The following is a 21917-nucleotide window of genomic DNA, read 5'->3' as shown; positions in this document are numbered from 1 at the left end:
AGGAGTCAGGCTCCCAAGGTAGCCGCGGCAACCGGCGGCGTGCTGGGTGACCCGGACCCGCCGAGCGGTTCCACGGTAATTCCCAGCGACGCTGCCGCCTGGATGCCGTCAACCACAGCCGGCTTGGACAAGGCTTCTGCGTCCATCAGTCCCTTCGAGACCGGTGCTGAACCGTCCTTCGGGATCAGCCACATCTGGTAAACCTTGCCCTCCGGGGGCGCCGGAACGCCGTCCATGGTGACCACCAGGGCGTTCTTCGACGGCGAGATTGCGAGGTTGGCCGTGCCTCCGCCTGTTACGCCCACACTCGCCTTACGGAGATCCTGGGCCTGGAGGACCTGGTTCAGCGGATCGTTCTGGTACGCATTGTAAGCTCCGATCCCCACTCCGCCGAGGGCCAAGGCCGCCGCAGCGGCCACCCCGATGATCCAGTTCCTCATCGGGCCGGACCGGCGGCGTTCCTCACGCCGTTGGCGGGCGGCGGCCAGGGAGTCGGGGACGGCTGGAACGGCTTCCTGTTGGGAAGGCAATTGAGCCATGATGCGGCCAAAGAGGTCCGACGACGGCTCCTCCTCCGCGGTGAAACTCACGGCCAGCGTTTCGCGTGCCTGGCGGACCCGGTCGTTGAAGGCTTTGCGTTCTTCGGGCGTCGCTGCTGCCACGTGCCGCTCCACAGCCGCGCGCTCGTCGGCGCTCAGGGCGTCCAGGGCATAGAGTTCGGCCAACTCCGCTGCACGTCCGGCAGCCAAGTCGGTGGCAATGTCCACGGAAAAAGTCATCGGATCACGATCGCTGTTGTTTTCAGTCATCTCAACTCACACCCAAACAGGTCTTCAACCGGATCAGTCCGTCACGGATGCGGGACTTTATGGTGGGCACGGCGGCGTTCAGCCTCTCTGCAACTTCCCGGTACGTCAATCCGCCGTAGTACGCAAGGCGGACGGACTCCTGCTGGGTTTCAGTCAATGTGCCCAGGCACCGTACAACCGCCTCCGCCTCCATCCTGCTGTCCACTTGGTCCGAGACGGAGTCGTGGTCGATGTCCTGGCTGCTGGCTCCGTACCTGGCTTCCCTGTCCGTGGCCGACTGGGTGGAACGCACCTTGTCGACCGCTCGGCGGTGGGAAATGGTCATCAGCCAAGCTAATGGGCTTCCAGCTTCATCGTTGAACTTCGAGGCATTTTGCCAAACCTGCAGAAAGACTTCCTGAGTTGTGTCTTCGCTAAGTTCCGCGTCAATCAGCACCCTCCGCGCCATCCCATACACGCGCCTCGAGGTGAGTTCATAAAACTCAGCGAAGGCGGGCTGGCTTCCGCCCGCTATCTGGGCGAGCAGTGAGCCCAGGCGGCGGTTCAGGTCGAGACTGGTGCCAGTAGAGGCGGCAGCCCCAGGGTTAGGCGCATTGGGAGTGTCCATCACTGTCAAGCATATGTCCGCCGGAGACCGTGCGGGAGCGCGGACGCCCAGGGAGGACTCGCCCGGAGTTATGGTCCCAGTTTCCCCGCCGGGGCTTGCTGCCAGTGTTGTCACCTTCCGCTCTCACGTTCCCTCCGCTCGCTTTCCTGCTAATAATTCGGCGCTGGCGGGCGTTCGGATGGGAAGAAGACAGCACTCTTTCCTAGAGCTTTGCTCCTGCGAATCCATTCTGCCGCCATGCCTCGTAGACGGCGATGGACGCGGCGTTGGCCAGATTCAGCGAGCGCAGCGAAGGGAGCATTGGAAGACGGACACGGGAGGTTACGTGGGGATCGGATTTGATGGATTCCGGAAGCCCCACGGATTCCTTGCCAAAGAGCAGGACGTCGCCCGGCCGGTAGCTGATGTCGGTATAGGACGCCTCGCCATCGGATGTGAAAGCGAAAACCCGTTCCGGCTGAAGGGCCTTCCACGCGGCGTCCAGGTCCTGGTGAATGGTGACGACGGCGAGGTCGTGGTAGTCCAGCCCCGCCCGGCGGAGTTTGGCGTCGGAGAAATCGAAGCCGAGAGGCTCAATCAGGTGCAACTCTGCTCCGGTTATGGCTGCCAGGCGGATGGCGTTGCCGGTATTGCCGGGAATTTCAGGGGCGTGGAAGAGGATGCGGAACACCGTCCAATAGTAGCTACCCTTGCGGCTGCCATTGGCCGCATCCCGGTCCGACGCGTTAGTGCATGCCGCGGAGCAGCCTGGCCAGTACCGGCACATTCACCGTGTTGGGGGCCGGTCCTGAGCTAAGGAACTGCTTAAGCCCCCGAGCAAGCCCGGCAGCATTAACCACCTGCACCATGTCCAGGCTGCTGCGGGACCGCCGGTGGTGGTCGATGACGGGCTCGTGGAGGTTACCGTCGGGGCTGTGTATGACTGTCCAGCCCGTGACATTCAATTCAGGGAAAATGTCCTGCATGCGCCTTACCACATGCGCTAACTGTGGTGGCGCGATGGAGCGTCCGCCATGGTTGAGGGTACTGCCGTTCCACGCATAGGCACCCTTTGGAAGCAGCATGGAACCGATGATCGCCAGCCGGTAGCCGGAGAGGACGGCGTGGTCGATGTGGCTGTTGTCCGCGGGGGACTGAAGGCCGTTGATGAGCCTGGCAGCGGGAATGGCAGGAAGGATCTGGCGGGTGATCAACTGGACGGTCCGCATTTCACGCTGGATACGGGCCTCGGCTCCGAAGATCCCACGTTTGCGGGGCATTCCGTGCACCTGTTGGCGGGCCAGTTCAGAGGGAATGAGGGGAACATATCCCTCTTGGTTGGCGGTCTCGAACGGCGGAATATAAACGGCGGGGTCACCGGCCGTATTCCGGGGAGTGTTGGGGCGACGGACGGTGGATGCGGCATGGCTGCCTGCCGCTGGAGCGTCGAAGTGGGCGCCGTCGTCGTCCTCTGAGGTTCCCATCGCGTAGGCGCGGTCGTATGCTGAACGGCGTTTGGGATCCATCAGTATCTCGTACGCGAGAGTAACCCGACGGAAAGCGGCGGCGTCACCGCCCTGGTCAGGATGGGAAAGGCGTGCAGCCTTACGGTAGGCCACCTTGATCTCCTTCTCCGTTGCCGTGACGGCGATACGGAGAACCTGGTAGTGGGAGCTGCTGCCCTGGGTCAACCACGGATCCTTTTTCTTGAGGTGCCAGCCCGCTCAGGCAGTCCGGTCCGGCCAGTTTAACCGGCTAGGAACACAACGACTGCACAGCCGCTCTTGGTTCCCTGCGTGGCGGCGGGGCTGGTCCGTGCGAATCGGTTATGGCGGTGACGGGAGATTAGACTTTTGCGGAGGCCCGTGCAGGACGGCGTCTTCGGCAGGGCAGCGGGGGGACTGGGTGCAGGACGTCAAAGGCAAGGCGCGGCGGGTCATATCGGCCAAGAAGTCAGCACGAATGGCGGGGAAGTGGGGAAGTTTTCAGTCCGCAGTTCTTCGGGCGGTTCTCCTCTCAGCCGGTGTGGCGTTGACTGCGGCCGGCTGCAGCCTGGATGTACCGGACCCTGCTGCTCCCAAGGTTGTTCCCACCACGCCGGGAATAGCCACACCCACCATTACTCCCGGCTACGATGCCGCAGCCGTAGCGGGCAAGGACATGCCTTTCGCGGCTGGCGATACGTTGCCCGCAGGGGTTCCGGTGGGGATTTCTGATGGTCTGGCCCAGGCCCCGGGCTGGAAGCCCGGGAAGCAGGATGTGGCGGGCGAAAACCAGTACATCAAGGCCGACGGCTGCGTGGTGGCCGCAAAAGTGCGGACAAACCAGTGGCCCCTGACTGCCAGCGGCAACGACAAAACCTCCACCGTGGAGCTTTTCACTTACCTGGATTCCACCATCCTGCCAGACTACTTGACGCTGGCCAACCTGCGTTGGGGAGGGGAACCGGATAAGCCCGCTCCGAACGTGGAGGTCCTGGTCCTTGAAAGGGGGCCCACGTCCGGGGCCAAGGCCACCTCGATTATGGCGAGGATGTTCGGTAAAACCGGCTCGTCCGTCTATATCTCCATTTCCTGTCCCGACCAGGGCACGCTGTCAGCCGCGAAGGCCGATGTAGCCCAAAGAGTGGCGGTTGTGCCGCCGTCGGACTGAGATCCTTTTCATAAGACTCCGCCATGAGCCGTCGTCAACGTCTCCAATCGAAGAGACGGGGCCCCAACGCTAGAATTGGTATGTGCCTGCCTACCTTGATCATGCCGCCACTACGCCCTTGTCCCCGGAGGCGTTGGCTGCACTGACGCGGGAACTTTCCCGCACCGGCAACCCCTCTTCGCTGCACGGCTCTGGCCGCCGTGCCCGTCGCTCAGTCGAGGATGCCCGTGAAGTGCTTGCCGCAGCGGCGGGAGCGCACCCCTCAGAAGTCATCTTCACCTCGGGAGGCACTGAGGCGGACAACCTTGCAGTTAAGGGACTGTATTGGGCCCGGCACGGCGAAGATCCGTCCCGCAGACGCGTCCTGTGTTCCGCCGTCGAGCATCCGGCCGTCCTGGATGCCGTGGAGTGGCTTGAAAAACATGAGGGAGCCGAGGTCTGCTGGTTGCCGGTGGACGGCGATGGCGTGGTCCGGTTGGATGTTTTGAGGTCCGAGCTCGCACGCGATCCAGGTTCCATTGCCTTGGTCACGGTGATGTGGGCCAACAATGAGGTAGGAACAATCCAGCCGATTACGGAGATCGTGGAGCTGGCGCATGCAGCAGGGGTGCCGGTGCATTCTGACGCTGTCCAGGCATTCGGCTCCCTGCCGGTGGCCTTCAGGGCTGTCGGCCTGGATGCGATGTCGATTTCAGGCCATAAGATCGGCGGCCCGGTGGGCGTCGGGGCCCTGCTGTTGGGGAGATCGGTGAAGCTGACCCCTGTGCAGCACGGCGGTGGTCAGGAGCGGGACGTCCGATCCGGAACGTTGGACACAGCGTCCATTGCAGCCTTTGCCGCAGCCGCCGAAACCGTCACCCGGAACCTTTCGGCGGAATCGTCACGAATCTCGCGCCTCCGCGATCGCCTTATTGCTGGAGTGCAGGCAGCGATACCGGCCGCAGTCCTGCGAGGGGCGCCTGGGGCCGGCCGCCTACCGGGTAACGCGCACTTCACTTTCCCCGGTTGTGAAGGGGATTCCTTGCTGTTCCTGCTGGATCTGGCGGGTGTGGAATCGTCCACAGGTTCTGCCTGCACTGCAGGTGTTCCGCGTCCCTCCCATGTGCTCCTGGCCATGGGCCTGGACGAAGAGACGGCCAGGGGAGCGCAGCGCTTCACCTTGGGGCATGCGTCGACAGAGGCGGATGTCGATGTCCTGCTGAAGGCATTGCCTGATGCCTATGATCGCGCCGCCCAGGCGGGCATGGCGGGGCATGTTTCCTCCATCCAGACAGCCGCCACTGTTGCCCGTCAGGGTTCTGTTGCCCGTCAGGGTTCTGCGAGCAGCTGATCCAGGGGCATTGCGGCATCGGCCAGGGCTTCTGGTGCCAGCTGCCTCCGTGAACTGATCAGTTCTTTGATCACCTTTTGGGCGGACGGTTTGGGCTTGGCGGCCTTGGGCCAGTTGACGCTCATTCCCGCCACCACCCGTCCTTCATGCTGCCAGAAGGCAATGAATTCCTTACTTTCGAGTGAGCCGCGAACCACAGGGCTTTCCTTGGCGAGCGTTGGGAATCCCGAGTACTCCATGCTGACGTCGAACTGGTCCGTGTAGAAGTACGGGATGGTATCGAACACGACGTCCTGTCCCAGCATGGCCTTCGCCACCGTCTTGCCCCCGTTCAATGCATTGGACCAGTGCTCACTGCGGTGGTGCTGGCCGGTGAAGGGGTGCAGGGCATTCGCGACGTCCCCGGCCGCATAAATGTCCGGAGCCGAAGTCCGCAGTGAGGCGTCAGTCAGAATGCCGTTGTTCAGGTCCAGGTGCGCTTCCTTGGCAAGTTCGACGTCCGGGACGACCCCGACGGCGATCACGACAGTATCTGCCGGAAGGAACTCCCCGGAATCGGTGACCACGCCTGCGGCCTTTCCTGAAGTTCCTCGTATCTCCACAGCCGATGCGCCCAGCCTGAAACCTACCCCGTTGGCCTCATGGAGGCTGTGGAAGAACCTGCCTAGATCCGGCCCGATGGCAGCAGAGAGCGGAATATCCTCGAGTCCGATGAGGGTCACCTGGTTGCCGTAGGCGGACGCGGCGGCGGCCAACTCCATTCCTATCCAGCCTGACCCGATCATCACAACGATCCTGCCGCCGTCGGACAGCCTGTCACGGAGCATGCGGCTGTCATCGACGGTCCGGAAAGTGGTTACCCCGTCAAGCCCGCTGCCTGGCAGCGGTACGGTGCGAGGCTGGGCGCCAGTGGCGATCAGCAGGGAGCCGAACTGAATCCGGCTGCCGTCGGCCAGGGTTACGCCATGAGCGGCGGCGTCAATTTCAGTGACCCTAATCCCCAGGCGGAGGTCGACGTCGTTCTCCCGGTACCAGGAGTCGGGCACCACAGGAAGGGCTTCTTCGCCCTCTTTGCCAAGGAGGTACTCCTTCGAGAGCGGAGGACGCAGGTACGGATGATGCTTCTCTGCCCCAATGAGTGTGAGGGAACCGGCGAAGCCTTGGCCGCGGAGAGTCTTTGCCGCCGTGGCACCCGCCAGCCCGCCTCCCGCGATGACGATATGTTCGGCAACCATGATGCGCCTCGATTCTGACCGAAGGCCGCAGCCTTCGTGGACCTTTTCTAAAACTGATACTCTTGACTTTAGAAGCGAAGGCACTCGACGGTCAAGGGATTTTGGGCCCTGATTCGCAAGGACAGTAGAATAGATGGGCGGACCCTGTGTCCGCCGGAATATCAACCGGGCTTCCGGTCCCGAAATCCCCCAATTTTCCCAAAGAAAGCCAGTATGCGAGTTCTTGCAGCCATGAGCGGTGGAGTGGATTCCGCCGTTGCCGCCGCCCGCGCCGTTGACGCCGGGCACGACGTCGTCGGTGTTCACCTGGCGCTCTCCCGCATGCCCGGAACCCTCCGCACCGGCAGCCGGGGCTGCTGCACCATCGAAGACTCCCGCGATGCCTGGCGGGCTTGTGACGTCCTCGGAATTCCCTACTATGTGTGGGACTTCTCGGAGCGATTCAAGGAAGACGTCGTCCAGGACTTCATTGACGAATACGCTGCCGGCCGCACCCCCAATCCATGCATGCGCTGCAACGAGCGCATCAAGTTCGCGGCGTTGTTGGAAAAGGCCATAGCTTTAGGTTTTGACGCCGTCTGCACCGGGCACTATGCGAAGGTGATCGAGGATGCGGAGGGCAACCGCGAGCTCCACCGCGCTGCAGATTGGGCCAAGGATCAAAGCTACGTGCTGGGTGTCCTGACGCACGAGCAGCTCAAGCATTCGATGTTCCCGCTGGCAGATACGCCCTCCAAGGCCGAGGTCCGTGCCGAAGCCGAGCGCCGGGGCCTGTCCGTGGCAAACAAGCCTGACAGCCATGACATCTGCTTCATCCCCGACGGCGATACCGCTGGCTGGTTGGCTGAGAAGATCGATATGACCACCGGGGACATCGTTGATGAAACTGGCTCCAAAGTAGGCGAACACCCAGGGGCCAATGCCTTCACCGTCGGCCAACGCCGCGGATTGAAGCTGGGCACTCCCGCCGCCGACGGGAAGCCGCGCTTTGTTCTGGAGATCCGCCCCAAGGAAAATAAAGTGGTTGTAGGCCCGGAGGCGCTTCTAGCCATTGACGAAATCCGGGGCATCAAGGTGTCCTGGGCAGGCCTCCCCATCGGCGAGATCAGTACGGGTGAGCACTTTGACTGCTATGCCCAAGTCCGCGCCCACGGCGACCCGGTCCCTGCGCGTGCATGGATGGAGCGCTCAACGGACGAGGACGGCCGCAGCCAGGAAAACCTCGTCGTCACTCTCACCAACCCCCTGCGCGGAGTCGCGCCTGGTCAGACGGTGGTGCTTTACCAGGGGAGCCGAGTACTTGGTCAGGCGACCATTGACACGGCCCGTTCCCTGCAACGCGCAGCCCTTTAAGCCGCGGGATATCCTGCCGGTCAGCCTTCAGGCCGAAGAAAACGATAGCCATGCATCAATCCGGTAAATATTGTGTTTCAAATCACCAGAAGTGACCTTCCAGTATCGGATTCTCTGATTGAATCAAGGCATCAGCACAGCGCGCCGTAATACGGAGTAACTTTTCGATCAATAAAGTACTTCCGGCATACATCAGGCGGCGCGCGGTAGTCATCGAACAGAAAGTTCACAGATGCCAACAACTAAGAAAGCCCTGCGGAGTGCTATCGCGCTCGCGGGCGTTTCCGCCCTCGCCCTGACTGCCTGCACGGGCCCCTCGGGCGGCGGAACGAGCACCGGCGGAGCCGGAGGTGGAACCATTACGTTTGGCACCACCGACAAGGTGGTCACTCTGGACCCCGCGGGCTCCTACGATGCCGGTTCATTTATGGTGATGAACCAGGTCTACCCGTTCCTCATGAACGCCAAGCCCGGAACGGCTGACTCCACCCCTGACATCGCTGAGTCAGCGGGGTTCACGAGCCCCACCGAGTACACCGTCAAGCTGAAGTCGGACCTCAAATTTGCGAACGGCCACGCGTTGACATCATCCGACGTGAAGTTCTCCTTCGACCGTGTGGTCAAGATCGCAGACCCCAACGGCCCGGCCTCCCTTCTGGGCAACCTCTCTTCGGTCGAGGCCACTGACGATCAAACAATCGTCTTCACGCTGAAGAAAGGCAACGACCAGGTCTTCCCCGGAGTCCTGGCCGCCAACTCGGGTCCCATTGTCGATGAAGAGGTCTTCCCGGCCGACAAGGTCATGACCGACGATGACATCGTCAAGGGCAAGCCCTTCGCCGGCCCCTACACCATAGAAAGCTACAAGAAGAACGAACTGGTCAGCCTCAAGCCCAACCCGGATTACAAGGGCCTTTTGGGCAAGCCGGCAAACGACGGCGCCAACATCAAGTACTACGCGGACGCCAACAACCTCAAGCTGGAGGTCCAGCAGGGCGGGATCGACGTCGCAGGCCGCAGCCTGGCAGCCACTGACGTCGCTGACCTTGAGAAGGATTCCAAAGTCAAGGTTCACAAGGGGCCCGGTGGTGAGCTCCGCTACATCGTTTTCAACTTTGACACCATGCCGTTCGGTGCCAAGACACCTGATGCAGATCCCGCCAAAGCGCTCGCTGTCCGGCAGGCAATGGCCCACATCGTAGACCGGGAAGCTCTTGCGACCCAGGTCTACAAGGGAACCTACCTCCCGGCGTTCTCGGTTGTTCCCGACGGCTTCGTCGGCGCTACCCAGCCGCTCAAGGAAATGTATGGTGACGGCGCGGGCAAGCCCAGCCTGGACAAGGCGGAGAAGGCATTTTCGGACGCTGGCGTCACTGCTCCCGTGACCCTCAAGCTCCAGTACAACCCTGACCACTACGGCGAGTCCTCAGGAGACGAATACGCCATGATCAAGGAGCAACTGGAAAAGTCAGGACTGTTTAAGGTGGACCTGCAGTCCACTGAATGGGTCACCTACTCCAAGGACAGGACAGCCGACGCCTATCCGGTTTACCAGTTGGGCTGGTTCCCGGATTATTCCGACGCCGACAACTACCTGACGCCGTTCTTCGTTCCGGGCAACTTCCTGGGCAACCACTACGAGAACCCGGCTGTGACCGAGCTGATCGGCAAGCAGCTGACCACCGTTGAGAAGGCCGAACGCGAGAAAGTCCTGGGTGAGGCCCAGGAGGCCGTTGCCAAGGACCTCTCCACCTTGCCCCTCCTGCAGGGTGCACAACTGATGGTGGCCGGGGCGAATGTGAAGGGCGTTGATACCACCCTTGACGCTTCCTTCAAGACCCGTCTTGGTGTGATTTCCAAGTAAGAGTCCCATCAGGTCCTGACTAGCCACGGAGGCGGGGCGCCACAACGGCGTCCCGCCTTTGGCTCGTCACCCGGCCCCCAACAACCCCGGGAATCTCTAGATTTTAGGTACTAATGACAACCCTTATTGATGCGCCGCCAAGCGACGCCGACGGGATCCTCCCGTCGAAAAAGAAGTCATCGGGTGGCGGTCTTGGCCAGTACATACTGGTCAGGTTTCTCCTGATCTTCCCCACGATCTTTATCCTCGTCACCATGGTTTTCTTCCTGATGCGAATCACCGGTGACCCCATTACGTCAGCCCTGGGCGGCAGGCTTCCCCCTGATCAACTGCAGGAACGGATCCACGCCGCAGGCTACGACAGGCCAATCCTGGTGCAGTACCTGGAATACCTTGGCCAACTCGTCACGGGGAACTTCGGCACCACATTGTCGGATAACCGCAAGGTTTCGGAAATGCTGACCACCTATGGGGCGGCCACGCTGGAACTGTCCATCAATGCCGTGCTCGTTGCTCTGGTGGTGGGAATTCCACTGGGCATGATCGCGGCTCACCGGCGTGACAAGGCACCGGATGCGGTGCTCCGCATTTTCGCTATCCTTTGCTATTCCACCCCGGTGTTCTTCTCCGGACTTCTCTTCAAACTGACGTTCGCTGTCTGGCTGGGCTGGCTGCCTGTGGCAGGCCGGGCCACCACCTCTACCGAGCTTTCGCTAACTGGCCTTGGGGCCCCCTCAGGAATTTACTGGCTCGACGCCCTCCGCAGCGGGAACATGGCGGCCCTTGGCGACGTGGTGGCCCACGCCGTTCTTCCGGCCCTCGCCTTGGGCCTCCTGACGGCCGGAATCTTCCTTCGGCTCGTGCGGACCAACGTTATCGGCACACTGGGCAAGGACTACATCGAAGCTGGACGCTCACGGGGCGTCAGCGAATTCAGGCTCGTGACCAAACACGCCTACAAGCCTGCCCTGATCCCCATCATCACCGTTATGGGGCTTCAGATCGCCGTGCTGCTCGGAGGTGCCGTGCTGACTGAGACCACTTTCGAATGGAAGGGCCTGGGCTTCCAGCTGGCTTCATACCTTACTGCCCGTGACTTTGTGGCGGTCCAGGGCATTGTGGTTCTCCTGGCGATCATCGTGGCTGTCACCAACTTCATCGTGGACATCGCTGCCGCGCTGATCGACCCCCGTGTGAGGTACTGACATGAGCACAGATTCTCCTCTGCCGATCGTGGCAGATCCACGGCAACCCCTTTTCAAGCGGCTGCCGGTAATTTCGCATTTCAACAAGAGCGTGGGCCTTCAGCGCGGGATGCTGGTGGCCGGACTCGTGCTGACGGGAATTTTTATCCTGACAGCCATCCTTGCCCCACTGATTGCCCCCTTCGGTTTTTCACAGATCTCCGACGCCGACGGCAGCTTTCCGACGCAGGAACCGCCGGGCGGCAGGCACCTCTGGGGTACCACCGTGGGTGGCTACGATGTTTTCTCACGGGTTGTTTGGGGTGCGCAGACCGCAATCATGGTGATTATCGTCGCCGTCGTGATGTCCATCTTTATCGGGGTCATCCTCGGTCTGGTGAGTGGCTACTTCGGGGGCTGGCTTGACCGGGTACTCGTTGTGGTTGCCGACGCTGTGTACGCCTTTCCCTCCCTCCTCGTGGCTATCGTCATGGCCATTGTCATCAGCGGGGGAAGGTCCAGCCTCATCGGCGGAATCCTGGCTGCGGCCATCTCCATAACCGTCGTGTTCATTCCGCAGTACTTCCGGGTAATCAGGGCGGAGACCATCCGTTTGAAGGCCGAGCCCTTCGTGGAATCCGCCAAGGTGGTGGGAGCCTCGAATATCCGGATCATGAGCCGGCACATTTACGGGAACGCCACCCGGACCCTGCCGCTCATATTCACCCTAAATGCTTCAGAGGCCATCCTTACCCTTGCCGCGCTGGGCTTCCTGGGCTTCGGCATCGAGCCGACGTCGGCCGCTGAGTGGGGGTTCGACCTGAACAAGGCCCTGGCCGATACGACGTCGGGAATTTGGTGGACGGGTGTTTTCCCTGGCCTGGCCATCGTCCTCACAGTCCTGGGCCTGACCCTGGTCGGCGAAAGCATCAATGATCTGAACGATCCCCGCCTGCGGGGACGCAAACGCGCCGGCGGTAAGGGTGGAGCAGATGCTCCCACCGCTTCCCTGGCCGCGTTTGAAGCAGAAGCGAGGACGTTATGACCATCAACATCGATCCGATAAAGGACGACGCCGGCACTTCCGGACCAGTGCTGGATATCGACCATCTCAAGGTCACTTTCGCCACCGACGGGGGTGACGTGCATGCGGTGAAGGACGTCAGCCTGCAAGTAAAGCAGGGCGAGGTCCTGGCCATTGTGGGGGAGTCAGGTTCCGGTAAGACTGTGACAGCGAAGACGATTCTGGGGCTCCTTCCGGAAACTGCCACGAGTTCAGGGGCTGTGCTCATCAATGGCAACAACGTCATCAGCGTCAGCGCGGCACGTCTGCGCCAGATCCGTGGCAAGGACGTCGCCATGGTTTTCCAGGAACCGTCGACGGCGCTTAATCCCGTCTTTACCGTCGGCTGGCAGATAGCGGAGGGCCTTCGCGCGCACGCCGGCAGGGGGGATGACGGTCACCGCATCAGCAGGCGGGAGGCGAAACTGCTGGCGATCGATGCGCTGCGCAGGGTAGGCATCCCTGATCCTGAAACCAGGGTCAACTACTACCCTCATCAATTCTCGGGCGGTCAGAAACAACGCGTGGTCATCGCGGCAGCCCTGGCCTTGAACCCGGGGCTGATTGTTGCGGACGAACCCACAACCGCCCTTGATGTAACGGTCCAGGCTGAGATACTGCAGTTGCTGAGGGATCTTAGGGACATCTACGGCACATCGATTGTCCTGATCACCCACAACATGGGAGTGGTGGCGGACCTCGCCGACCGGGTGGTGGTCATGTACCAGGGCGACGTGGTGGAGGAAGCTCCTTCCAGAGCCCTCTTCGCCCAACCCAAACAGGAGTACACACAGAAGCTGCTTGCGGCTGTTCCGCATCTCGGCAGGAATTCTGCGTCGGAGGGAATGAAGGAACGGGCACACCAACATGGCAAGGTGCTGGTTGAGGCCAAGGACCTGACCATCGAGTATCCCGGCAGGCTTGGCAGCCCGGGATTCAAGGCGGTGGACCGTGTCAGCTTCACCTTGTCGGAGGGCGAAGTTTTCGGCCTGGTGGGTGAATCAGGGTCCGGCAAGACCACTATCGGCAGGGCGATCGCGGGGTTGAACCGGACCACCGGAGGCAGCCTGAAAGTCCTTGACTACGAAATGCTGAACCTTAAAGAGCGCACTTTCAAGCCGCACCGCAAGGATATTGGCTTTGTTTTCCAGGATCCTGCGGCGTCGTTCAATCCACATCTCACCATTGGCGACTGTGTGGCGGAGCCCCTCATCATCCATGGGAACCCGACACCCGCCCAGGCACGCCAGCGGGTCAGTGAGCTACTCGAATCAGTACAGCTGCCGGCGTCGTATGCAGGCAGGTACCCCCATGAGCTCTCCGGAGGGCAACGGCAGCGGGCTTCCTTGGCCCGCGCCCTCATCCTGAACCCCAAGCTGCTCATTGCCGACGAGCCGACGTCAGCCTTGGATGTCTCCGTCCAGGCCAAAGTGCTGGAGCTCTTCAAAGAGATCCAGCAGGAGTTCGGCTTCGCGGCCCTGTTCATCAGTCATGACCTCGCCGTCGTGGACATCCTCTCCCACTGGGTGGGTGTGCTCTACAAGGGCAGGCTTGTGGAACAGGGGCTGGGACGCGTGGTGATGAATGCCCCGCAGCATGAGTACACCAGGCGGCTCATCGCTTCCTTGCCGGTGCCTGATCCTGAAGAACAGGCCCGACGCCGGGAAGAGAACAGGGCTTTGCTCACGACCTAGTCAATAGGCATGCCAGGATAAACAGGGTCCCGCCGCCGTTCCGGACGGTTCATTCAGCGGCGGCGGGTCCCATTTGCAACAGTATTTTTGCGGGACAGGGACCCGCTCTGGCCGGAGCCTGACAGCGGCGTTGATCTAGGGTCATACCCCTAGACTGGAACCATGAGCGAGCAGAACCACGACCACTCCGACGCCGAATCCTATGATCCTTCGGCCAGTTCCCTCGCCGGCCAGGTGGATAGCTCGGTGATGGCGGAACTTTTGTCCATTAGGTCCAGCATCGACAATATCGATGCGACGCTTGTGTTCCTCCTGGCTGAACGCTTTAAGGCCACGCAAAAGGTGGGCTTCCTGAAGGCAACTCACAAACTTCCTGCGGGGGATCCCGGGCGGGAACTGGCCCAAATCGCAAGGCTGAGGCGTCTGGCGGAAGAGGCCCATTTGGATCCGGCTTTCGCGGAGAAGTTCCTGAATTTCATCATCGGCGAGGTCATCCGCCATCATGAAGCGATCGCCGAGGACCATGAAGCGGCCACGAACGGCTCCTTGAACTCCACGCAACAGGTGGACGCTTAAGTCATGCCCGTCAACGACTCGCAGCAGGAAAGCCAGGTCACCGCTACAGCCCTCGGCCCGTGGCCAGGGGATGATCCGCTGGAAGCGAGCCGCATTGTCCGCGGCGAACTCGGTTCCCCGCACTTGCCGTTTCTGGTCGAGCTCCCCGAACGCGGGGTCGGTTCCGACCCGTTAGGACGCACCGCCTCCGTCCTTGTGGATCTGGCCGTTGACACGCAGCCCTACGGCTGGAGGATTGTAGACAGGCCCGGCAAGGACATGCGCAGGGCGGAATCGGCTCTTTCGACCGATATCAATGTGCTCGCTGACGTGGCCGGGGCAGAAGAGGCCCCGGCTGAAGAATTCAAGATCCAGCTCATTGGCCCGCTCTCCCTGGCCGCCGGGCTCCATCTCCACAATGGCGAACGGGCCCTGCTGGACTACGGTGCGCGCCGCGATATCGCTGATTCATTGTCAGCAGGAGTCCACGATCTGCTCGCCCGTATCTCGACGGCGGTGCCCGGCGCCCGGCTGGTCGTCCAGATCGACGAGCCGGATATTGCATCAATCATGGCGGGAACCATCCCGACGTCCAGTGGTTACAGGACGCTCCGCTCGGTTCCCGGTCAGGAAGTTACTGAATCCTGGCGCTCGCTGATTGAGGCTCTGCGCGTTGCGGGTGCCGTGGAGATCGTTGTGGCAGTGCCGGAAGTCGAAGCGCCGTTTGACCGCATCATCTCTGCCGGAGCCGACGGTATCGCCGTCCCGCTTAAGGCGCTCACGTCCCGCCAATGGGAGAAGTTGGCGGCTGCCGTGGAATCCGGTAAGCGGCTTTGGGCGGGGGTCCTGCCCGTTGAAAACCCTTCCGCACAGCTCCCTCGGGTGCCGGAGGTGGTAGAGAACGTCTGGCGGCCATGGCGGAAGCTCGGGCTTCCGGCCCACAGCCTGAGATCACTGCGGGTCACGCCATCAGCGGGCCTGGCCGGGCATACACCATCAAGCGCCACGGCTGTCCTCACCCGCCTCACCCAAGTGGCGGACGGTCTCAACCAGCTGGCCTTGGGCTAGGTCCGGCTTTCCCACTTGTCCGGCTGAGCATAGGCCGGCAGGAACCCGGGAGTGCTGCTACCGCGCCCAGGATAGCTGAGCAGACGGTAGTCGAAACGTCCGGCGTAGACCAGGACGAGGCCAACCTGAGGCTGGATCACTTTGACCTGGATCCGGTGCTGCTGTTCGGAGGCATCCCACCATTGTTCTGCGAAGGCCTTTGCATCGAGGGCTTTGGGAAGCGGGATCCGCAGAGGGCCAAGGAACAGCCGGGACTTACCGGAAATGCCACGGAGCCTGCCCTCGTCAGTGACTCCGAGGTCCAGGTCCGTGACGAGTCTCCGGTAGCGGCCGACGTAGTCCACAAGCCGGGGATTCCCGGGGGACTCCAGGCGTGCCTCCGGTATTTGGCCTTGGGACACAGATTGCGCTCCGTGCTGCGAATCAATGAGGCTCGTCGTGTCGTGGAACAGACGCGTCATCCCGGGAAAAAAGATCTCCCGCCGGGCAGTAAGGCTGGATCGCCCGAAGGGGTCAAGGTGGGCGTGGTTTTCGATCCGGAACCGGATCCCTTCCCCGTACTCGGGGAAAAAGGCCTCCTCTCCGGTGGTCAGTTTCAAGAGTGGCCGTAGCCAGGACTGGCGGCACCCTACGATGTCGAACACCCCTTCGCCTACGCCGTAGTTCCCCATTCCGGGGGCAAGCGAGAAGTATTCCTGCAGTTCCGGCTGCAGGCGCTCAAAGTCGCTGCCCATGGCACGCCGGTAAATGGGGGTGGTCACGCTGGCCTCCTGATAGTCCTGATTCTTCAATTTCACGCCTGGCTTTACGATGCCGGGCTAAAGCCGTCCTGCTGCTTTGAGCCTGATGTACATATCGGCTAAGGCAGGCGGCAGTTGGTGCGGTTCAGCATCCACCACCTCCACACCCAGGTGGCGGAGTTGGTTCGCCACGGCCTCCCTTTCCAAAAGCGCGCGTTCGGCGGCAGCGGCGCGGAAGACGTGGGCCGCCGTCGTACGTTCTTCCTGCATCTCACTCAGCATGGGGTCCCGCACGGAGGCAACCACCACAACATGCTGCTGCATGAGCTGGGCGGCCATGGGCAGCAGCCCTTCTTCAGGTGCACCGCCGTCGAGCGCCGTCAGGAGCACCACCATGGATCGGTGCGCCGACACCGCCCGGACCTGGCCCGGAATTTGGCTCCAGTCCAGTTCGATGAGTTCCGCATCCAGCGGCGCCATGGCTTGGACCAGCTGTTCCAGAAGATTGCCCCTGGACGCGGACCCCGCCCTTCCCCTGACTCTCCGGTTGAAGGCGAAGAAGTCCACCCGGTCGCCGCCCCGTTCCGCTAGGACCGCCAACAGGAGTGCTGCTTCGATCCCGGTATCCAGGCGCGGCTCATCCTCGATTCGCGCCGCTGCAGTCCGTGACGTGTCGAGCATGATGACAACACGACGATCCCTTTCGGGGCGCCATGTGCGCACGACGACGGCGGATCGCCGCGCTGTTGCACGCCAGTCGATGGAGCGCACATCGTCGCCGCGTACATAGTCCCGAAGGGAGTCAAATTCCGTTCCTGCGCCCCGGATCTGCACTGCGGCCTTGCCGTCAAGTTCCCGAAGTTTTCTCAGTTTGGAGGGCAGGTGCCGGCGGGAGTGAAACGGCGGAAGCACCCGAAGCGAACCTGGGCAGGGGAGCGTTCTTTGCCTGGCAGCCACTCCCAGCGGCCCGAACGACCGTATGGTGACATTGTCCGCTTTCAGGTCCCCGCGCCTCGTGGGCTGCAGCCTTACGGTCATCCGACGCCGTTCTCCGGACGGTATGTCCAGTCGCTGAACCGGGTTTTGGGCTCCTGCGGAAGGTTGCCATGCATCACGCACGCTGGCGCGGAGACGGCGTCGGCCGGAATTAGTGATGGTGAGTGTGGAGTCTGTGCCCATACGGAGCGTGACGCTGCCGGAGCGCGAACGTTCGAGCGAGATGGTGCGCAGGGATGCTGCGGCCACCAGGTCCAACACGAGGAGTGCGCACAGTACCAGGCACACCAGTAAGACCGTTCCCCACTCGGGAAACATGAGCACGGGTACAACGCCCAGCAAAGCCAGGAGAACAAAACGTCCGGAAATTGCCATGAGGATCAGCGGGGAACTGGCACGGAAGCCAGGATGCTGCCCAGCACCCCGTCAACGTGGACTCCATCCATTTGCGCTTCCGGCCGGAGCGCGACCCTGTGCCGCAGGCAAGGGAGGGCAAGAGCCTTGACGTCGTCGGGCGTGACGAAGTGCCGTCCCGAGAGCCACGCCCAGGCGCGGGACGTGCTCAACAGGGCAGTCGCGCCTCGAGGGGATACGCCCAGTTGGAAGGACGGGGCGGACCTCGTTGCACGGACGATGTCCACCACGTAAGCGAGGACTTCCGGCGCAACAGTCACCTCTGCGACGGCTCGCCGCGCAAGTTCCAGCTCCTCAATCCCCGCGACGGCCCGCACGCCGGCAGCAGCCAGGTTCTTCGGATCGAAGCCGGCAGCGTGCCGCCGGATGACCTCTATCTCATCGTCACGTCCGGGAAGGGGCATGGTGAGTTTCAGCAGGAACCGGTCGAGCTGGGCTTCAGGCAGGGGATAGGTGCCTTCGTACTCCACGGGGTTCTGCGTCGCGGCAACAATAAACGGTGCGGGAAGTTGGCGTGAGACCCCATCCACTGATACCTGGCGTTCCTCCATGGCCTCCAGCAGCGACGCCTGGGTTTTGGGAGGTGTCCTGTTGATTTCATCAGCCAGCAGGATATTGGTGAAGACGGGCCCTTCCCTGAAGGTGAATTCAGATGAATGGGCGTCGTACACCAGGGATCCCGTAACGTCACCGGGCATGAGGTCGGGCGTGAACTGGATACGCTTCGTATCGAGGTTCAAGGCTGCAGACAACGTGCGGACCAACAGCGTTTTTGCCACGCCGGGAACGCCCTCAAGCAACACATGGCCGCGCGACAAAAGCGCAATCAGCATGCCGGTGACGGTGGAGTCCTGACCCACCACGGCCTTGGCTACTTCATGCCGTACATCGAGCAACGACTGCCGAACGGGATCGCCCCGACGAGCCTGCTCCTCATCCCGGGGAGGCACATGCTGTCCGGAAGGCCAAGGTGCAACTGTCTGTGACGCTCCGGTCATACCGCTGGCGGGATACTCCGCACGCTGCTCACTCATTGCTCGATTACCTCTTTCTCTAATCCTTGAAGTTGTTGTGCCCAGTGCACCAGTTGGCGTTCGGTACGCGGTTGGCCGTTCAGGGTTTCAGACACCGTTTCCGGGTTCCGTCCCAGTTTGCGCGCTGCGGCCTCGACGACGTCATCCGGTTCTGCATCCGCACCCAGCCTGAGGGATTTGGCCAGCCGTACCAACGTCCCGGCACGGAGGCTTTCCGAGGCCCTGTCCACTGCCCGGGCATCATGGTAAAGACGGGCGCGGCCCTCTGCTGTTTCGGCAGCCTTCACCACCACCGGAAGGGGTTCCGTTACCAGCGGTCCCTGGCGCCGTCCCCGCCAGAACATGGAAAGAAGGGCTACCAGAGCCAGCCACGGACCAAGGAAAGCCACCCATTCCGGAGCCAGTTCATTGAGCGTTGGCGGCGAGTCTGAGGGTGAGAAATCTGAGGCGCCGGGAAGATACCAAACGAGCGTGCCACCGGCCCCCAGCGTTCGCAACACCAGGGCAGCATTGCCGTGCTCATCAAGCAGGTTATTGCTGATAATCCCGGTGCTCCCCAGCACAACGAGCCGCTCGTCCGCGGTTGTGGCATAGATCCCGCCGTCGGCTTCGGCCGCACGGTAGCATGTCCAGCCGCCATTATGGCCGGTGTACAGGAAAGCGGATTCGGTGGAGATAGCGCCTGCGGCCTGGGGATCGACTGCATCGCAACCAGGCTCCACAGTATCCAGCGCTTCGGGTGCAACCCCGGCCTGTCGGATTTCACCACCCAGGCCGCGCAATGTTTGAAAATGAGGGGTAACCACAACCAGGCGGTCTGAGGAGTCCAGGAGCTCCCGCAACCGGTCTTCTTCGAGGAAGCCGTTGGGATCGTAGAGCAGGACGGTAGTGCCACCGTCGCCGCTGTCAGCGGAACGATCCAACACCGAAAGCGTGGATTGGAACGAATCGGTCTGCTGGACAGCCACACCGTGGTCCTCAAGGATCCCTGCTGCCGCCATCCCCCCGTGAGGGGCGGCGTTCCGGGTGGAAAGGACAGCAACGTCCTCTTTTGGCGAGAGTTGGGTCACGATGGTCAACACCATGGCTGCAATGATCACGAGGCTGATCAGAATGAAGCCCCGATGACGACGCAGGCGGCTTCTGATGACTTCCGCCCGTCGAGGGGCAGAGGTATCGGAAAGGTTGCTTGCCTGCTGTTCAGAAGCCGGGGAAGCCGACGCCGGGGAATCGGACGAGCCGCCCCTAAGATCGAGGCTCACAGGGGACGCGCCAGCGTGTATGAGGCTGAGCCCTTGAAGTCCGGTTGGAGGCCAGCGATAGATTCGTCCAGCTCCATCATGTCGGCAAAGTCCTGTTGGTCCACAGGTGCGTGTCCATAGCGGACAGCATCGAAGACGTTTGCTGCCCGCTCGAGCCGCCACACCATGGGGCTGAAGGCCGCTCCGAGACTTGCGGCAACCTCGTCGGCTGTTCGACCAGGCAGAGGGTCGATGATGGTCCTTTCTTCGGCCGAGCGCACCACTGCACGGAATTGCTCGACGACGGCCGTTCCCCAGTCAGCGTTGGCGGCTGCAGCAGCTGCCCTTCCCCGGTAGGTCTCAGGGCTGACGGAAGGGTCGACGTCGAAAATTGCCTTGCTGCTGTTCTTCCTGCGGGCGTTCAGGCGAGGACGAATCATGACGATCGCCACAGCAATCACTATGACTGCTGCGACGGTGATAATGGGAAGCGCTCCCGTGTCGCTGCTGTCACTGCTGCCCAGTGAGTCCAACCAGCGCAGGAAATTCCGCCAGGCGTCCTCCAGCCAACTTGGAGTTGCTTCCCCGTACTTGGGCTTGGACAGTTCCTCCACTGCCCACCGGCGTGCTTCATCCCCATCGGGAAGCACCGGTGGTTTTGCCTGGGCGCGACTATGCGAAGGGGGCGCTGCAGCCAGGTGTGTACCGGCCATAAGCATCATCCGTACATCGGGGGAGTGCCGCCAGGAGATTGCGGCCAGGCTCCTGGGTAACCAGGCCGGCCCGCTGTGTAGACCGGTGCCCCACGTCCTGGCACGCCATCAGGGTCCTCACCCGTTTCCAGTGAACGGATCAGCACCAGGTCCAGTCCGTCTTTTCGCATTCGGAGGTCCAAGTAGAGCAATGCCATGACTGACGTCTGGAAGGCATATCCCACTGCCGCTACCAAGCCGGACACAATCGTCGATGCAATGAGGAAGCCTACGCCGGCTGCAGCAGTTTCTTCAGCGCGCGCATGTGGCGTAAGGAATCCAGTGCCACCGGAAATAAGGGCCAATGGCATTGTGACTATCTGTGAGACGATGCTGATCAGAATGTAGATCACCAGCCAGATGCCCAGGATCCGCCACCAGTTATTGCGGGTCAGTTGCCAGGAACGGCTGAGTCCGCCCAGGACACCGAGTTCCTCAATCACAATGGCGGCGGGAGCGACCAGAAAGCGGATATAAACCCAGACCATGGCAACTATGAGTCCAAGGAACAGGGGGATTGAAATCGCTGCCGATACGCCACCCATCGTCTCTGCCAGCAGAATGGCAAGGATCACCAGGAGAGCAAACGCGCCCAGAAAACCGACGAGGAGGAGCGCGGACAGCCCGATCAGGGCGCCCACGCGTCCTTTCGCCAAGGCCCACATCTGGCGGAACGTGGTGCGCCTGTTGAGCAGCGCCCTCGCCACCGGGACTACCATGACGCCCTGAAGGACCGCGCTGAGGAAGACGCTCAACAGGAGCAGCAGCAGGCCGCCGCCGACGATGCCCACCATCATGCCGACCAGCTCAGATTCGTTCCTCCCTGCCATCCATCCAGCCATGGATTCTTCTTGCAGCGAGGCCAGGCCCAAAATGCCCAGGATCGCAGCGGCAAGGATGGTGAGGGACTGTCCCAGGAGGGCCGCACCGAACATTGCCTGCGGGTTCCGGCGCACTGTCTGAAAGGAACCGTCTAGGATTTCCCCGAACATCAGGGGCCGGAGGGGCGCCACGCCCGGCTTCGGTGGCGCAACGTACATCGGCCTCCCGTAAGGACCAGCCGGGGAGCCATATGGTCCTGGTTGTGCGGGCCATGGTTGCTGGCCTTGCTCCGAGGGCCAGGGCTGTCCAGCCCACGGTTGTCCGGGCTGTGGACTTTGCTGCCACGGTTGCTGCCCCTGTTGTGAGGGCCAGGGTTGCTGCCCCTGTTGTGGGGGCCCTTGTGGCGCTGCCCACGGTTGCTGCCCCTGTTGCCATGCCGGCAGACCCCATTGAGGCTGTGATCCCCACCCGGGCTCGTTTCCCTTAGGATGCTGCTCCCGCGGTGCCGGAGCACTCTGTTCCTCT

The 21917-nt window shown here is 62.0% G+C and carries 21 protein-coding genes; 10 read left to right on the top strand and 11 right to left on the bottom strand.

The features are described 5' to 3' along the window. Positions 1 to 5: 5 nt before the first annotated feature. From M1D88_RS14160 to M1D88_RS14145, 4 genes are all read right to left on the bottom strand, one after another. Positions 6 to 809, bottom strand: coding sequence for an anti-sigma factor (locus M1D88_RS14160; RefSeq protein ID WP_458111439.1), 804 nt, complete (start codon positions 807 to 809; stop codon positions 6 to 8). A 1-nt stretch (position 810) separates the two neighbouring features. Then, the gene (sigK, locus tag M1D88_RS14155; RefSeq protein WP_458111438.1) at positions 811 to 1416 is read right to left on the bottom strand and encodes an ECF RNA polymerase sigma factor SigK; all 606 of its coding nucleotides are present in this window, start codon (positions 1414 to 1416) and stop codon (positions 811 to 813) included. A gap of 202 nt (positions 1417 to 1618) precedes the next feature. After that, a complete protein-coding gene (locus M1D88_RS14150; protein ID WP_458111437.1) occupies positions 1619 to 2086 on the bottom strand; it encodes a tRNA (cytidine(34)-2'-O)-methyltransferase in 468 nt (155 codons plus the stop codon). A gap of 55 nt (positions 2087 to 2141) precedes the next feature. Beyond that, positions 2142 to 3086, bottom strand: a complete 945-nt coding sequence (locus M1D88_RS14145) for a J domain-containing protein (protein ID WP_458111436.1) — start codon at positions 3084 to 3086, stop codon at positions 2142 to 2144. A 214-nt stretch (positions 3087 to 3300) separates the two neighbouring features. Here M1D88_RS14145 and M1D88_RS14140 point away from each other — a divergent pair, with 214 nt between their 5' ends. Both M1D88_RS14140 and M1D88_RS14135 read left to right on the top strand, forming a co-directional pair. Beyond that, a complete protein-coding gene (locus M1D88_RS14140; RefSeq protein WP_458111435.1) occupies positions 3301 to 4047 on the top strand; it encodes a hypothetical protein in 747 nt (248 codons plus the stop codon). A gap of 82 nt (positions 4048 to 4129) precedes the next feature. Then, positions 4130 to 5377 (top strand): cysteine desulfurase family protein, encoded by a 1248-nt coding sequence (locus M1D88_RS14135; RefSeq protein ID WP_458111434.1) that lies wholly within the window; start codon positions 4130 to 4132, stop codon positions 5375 to 5377. Here M1D88_RS14135 and M1D88_RS14130 read toward each other — a convergent pair. After that, positions 5356 to 6612: an NAD(P)/FAD-dependent oxidoreductase gene (locus M1D88_RS14130; RefSeq protein ID WP_458111433.1), complete on the bottom strand. Its 1257-nt coding sequence runs from the start codon at positions 6610 to 6612 to the stop codon at positions 5356 to 5358. The two genes, M1D88_RS14135 and M1D88_RS14130, sit on opposite strands and share 22 nt — an antisense overlap. 231 nt (positions 6613 to 6843) lie before the next feature. On the opposite strand from M1D88_RS14130, the gene mnmA reads away from it, so the two are divergent. The 7 genes from mnmA to M1D88_RS14095 all read left to right on the top strand — a co-directional run bounded on the left by mnmA (position 6844) and on the right by M1D88_RS14095 (position 15393). Further along, entirely contained in the window at positions 6844 to 7965 is a 1122-nt protein-coding gene (gene mnmA, locus M1D88_RS14125) for a tRNA 2-thiouridine(34) synthase MnmA (RefSeq protein WP_458114532.1), read from the top strand. Between the two features lie 232 nt (positions 7966 to 8197). Continuing rightward, positions 8198 to 9829, top strand: coding sequence for an ABC transporter substrate-binding protein (locus tag M1D88_RS14120; protein WP_458111432.1), 1632 nt, complete (start codon positions 8198 to 8200; stop codon positions 9827 to 9829). A gap of 113 nt (positions 9830 to 9942) precedes the next feature. After that, positions 9943 to 11034, top strand: a complete 1092-nt coding sequence (locus M1D88_RS14115; RefSeq protein ID WP_458111431.1) for an ABC transporter permease — start codon at positions 9943 to 9945, stop codon at positions 11032 to 11034. 1 nt (position 11035) lies between these two features. Further along, entirely contained in the window at positions 11036 to 12058 is a 1023-nt protein-coding gene (locus tag M1D88_RS14110) for an ABC transporter permease (protein WP_458111430.1), read from the top strand. After that, positions 12055 to 13770 carry an ABC transporter ATP-binding protein gene (locus M1D88_RS14105; RefSeq protein ID WP_458111429.1) on the top strand — a complete coding sequence of 572 codons (1716 nt, stop codon included), beginning with the start codon at positions 12055 to 12057 and terminating at the stop codon, positions 13768 to 13770. Before M1D88_RS14110 ends, M1D88_RS14105 begins: the two co-directional genes overlap by 4 nt. Before the next feature lie 162 nt (positions 13771 to 13932). Continuing rightward, positions 13933 to 14346, top strand: coding sequence for a chorismate mutase (locus M1D88_RS14100; protein ID WP_309107797.1), 414 nt, complete (start codon positions 13933 to 13935; stop codon positions 14344 to 14346). A gap of 3 nt (positions 14347 to 14349) precedes the next feature. Then, on the top strand, positions 14350 to 15393 hold the full coding sequence (locus M1D88_RS14095) for a hypothetical protein (RefSeq protein ID WP_458111428.1): 1044 nt from the start codon (positions 14350 to 14352) through the stop codon (positions 15391 to 15393). On the opposite strand, the gene M1D88_RS14090 is transcribed toward M1D88_RS14095, so the two are convergent. The 6 genes from M1D88_RS14090 to M1D88_RS14065 are packed head-to-tail and all read right to left on the bottom strand — an operon-like array spanning position 15390 to position 21610. After that, positions 15390 to 16154: a DUF4166 domain-containing protein gene (locus tag M1D88_RS14090; protein ID WP_458111427.1), complete on the bottom strand. Its 765-nt coding sequence runs from the start codon at positions 16152 to 16154 to the stop codon at positions 15390 to 15392. The genes M1D88_RS14095 and M1D88_RS14090 overlap by 4 nt on opposite strands. Positions 16155 to 16211: 57 nt before the next feature. After that, positions 16212 to 17504, bottom strand: a complete 1293-nt coding sequence (locus M1D88_RS14085) for a DUF58 domain-containing protein (RefSeq protein WP_458111426.1) — start codon at positions 17502 to 17504, stop codon at positions 16212 to 16214. 5 nt (positions 17505 to 17509) lie between these two features. Further along, a complete protein-coding gene (locus tag M1D88_RS14080) occupies positions 17510 to 18577 on the bottom strand; it encodes an AAA family ATPase (RefSeq protein ID WP_458111425.1) in 1068 nt (355 codons plus the stop codon). Then, positions 18574 to 19839 (bottom strand): DUF4350 domain-containing protein, encoded by a 1266-nt coding sequence (locus M1D88_RS14075; RefSeq protein WP_458111424.1) that lies wholly within the window; start codon positions 19837 to 19839, stop codon positions 18574 to 18576. The genes M1D88_RS14080 and M1D88_RS14075 overlap by 4 nt, the downstream gene beginning before the upstream one ends. Further along, a complete protein-coding gene (locus M1D88_RS14070; RefSeq protein WP_458111423.1) occupies positions 19836 to 20540 on the bottom strand; it encodes a DUF4129 domain-containing protein in 705 nt (234 codons plus the stop codon). The genes M1D88_RS14075 and M1D88_RS14070 overlap by 4 nt, the downstream gene beginning before the upstream one ends. Continuing rightward, complete coding sequence (locus M1D88_RS14065; RefSeq protein ID WP_458111422.1) at positions 20537 to 21610, bottom strand: DUF7847 domain-containing protein; 1074 nt, start codon at positions 21608 to 21610, stop codon at positions 20537 to 20539. Before M1D88_RS14065 ends, M1D88_RS14070 begins: the two co-directional genes overlap by 4 nt. Here M1D88_RS14065 and M1D88_RS14060 point away from each other — a divergent pair. Continuing rightward, positions 21595 to 21879, top strand: coding sequence for a hypothetical protein (locus tag M1D88_RS14060; RefSeq protein WP_458111421.1), 285 nt, complete (start codon positions 21595 to 21597; stop codon positions 21877 to 21879). The two genes, M1D88_RS14065 and M1D88_RS14060, sit on opposite strands and share 16 nt — an antisense overlap. Positions 21880 to 21917 lie beyond the last annotated feature (38 nt).

The sequence above is a fragment of the Arthrobacter sp. R1-13 genome, assembly GCF_054161475.1.
This window is presented reverse-complemented; position numbering and strand designations above follow the sequence as displayed.

What these genes read in the sequence shown, in the direction of transcription:
- M1D88_RS14115 (WP_458111431.1), top strand. Translation starts at nt 9,943, where the DNA reads ATGACAACCCTTATTGATGCGCCGCCAAGCGACGCCGACGGGATCCTC.
- M1D88_RS14160 (WP_458111439.1), bottom strand. Translation starts at nt 809, where the DNA reads ATGACTGAAAACAACAGCGATCGTGATCCGATGACTTTTTCCGTGGAC.
- M1D88_RS14065 (WP_458111422.1), bottom strand. Translation starts at nt 21,610, where the DNA reads ATGTACGTTGCGCCACCGAAGCCGGGCGTGGCGCCCCTCCGGCCCCTG.
- M1D88_RS14095 (WP_458111428.1), top strand. Translation starts at nt 14,350, where the DNA reads ATGCCCGTCAACGACTCGCAGCAGGAAAGCCAGGTCACCGCTACAGCC.
- M1D88_RS14085 (WP_458111426.1), bottom strand. Translation starts at nt 17,504, where the DNA reads ATGGCAATTTCCGGACGTTTTGTTCTCCTGGCTTTGCTGGGCGTTGTA.
- mnmA (WP_458114532.1), top strand. Translation starts at nt 6,844, where the DNA reads ATGAGCGGTGGAGTGGATTCCGCCGTTGCCGCCGCCCGCGCCGTTGAC.
- M1D88_RS14080 (WP_458111425.1), bottom strand. Translation starts at nt 18,577, where the DNA reads ATGAGTGAGCAGCGTGCGGAGTATCCCGCCAGCGGTATGACCGGAGCG.
- M1D88_RS14110 (WP_458111430.1), top strand. Translation starts at nt 11,036, where the DNA reads ATGAGCACAGATTCTCCTCTGCCGATCGTGGCAGATCCACGGCAACCC.
- M1D88_RS14120 (WP_458111432.1), top strand. Translation starts at nt 8,198, where the DNA reads ATGCCAACAACTAAGAAAGCCCTGCGGAGTGCTATCGCGCTCGCGGGC.
- M1D88_RS14130 (WP_458111433.1), bottom strand. Translation starts at nt 6,612, where the DNA reads ATGGTTGCCGAACATATCGTCATCGCGGGAGGCGGGCTGGCGGGTGCC.
- M1D88_RS14100 (WP_309107797.1), top strand. Translation starts at nt 13,933, where the DNA reads ATGAGCGAGCAGAACCACGACCACTCCGACGCCGAATCCTATGATCCT.
- sigK (WP_458111438.1), bottom strand. Translation starts at nt 1,416, where the DNA reads ATGGACACTCCCAATGCGCCTAACCCTGGGGCTGCCGCCTCTACTGGC.
- M1D88_RS14105 (WP_458111429.1), top strand. Translation starts at nt 12,055, where the DNA reads ATGACCATCAACATCGATCCGATAAAGGACGACGCCGGCACTTCCGGA.
- M1D88_RS14070 (WP_458111423.1), bottom strand. Translation starts at nt 20,540, where the DNA reads ATGATGCTTATGGCCGGTACACACCTGGCTGCAGCGCCCCCTTCGCAT.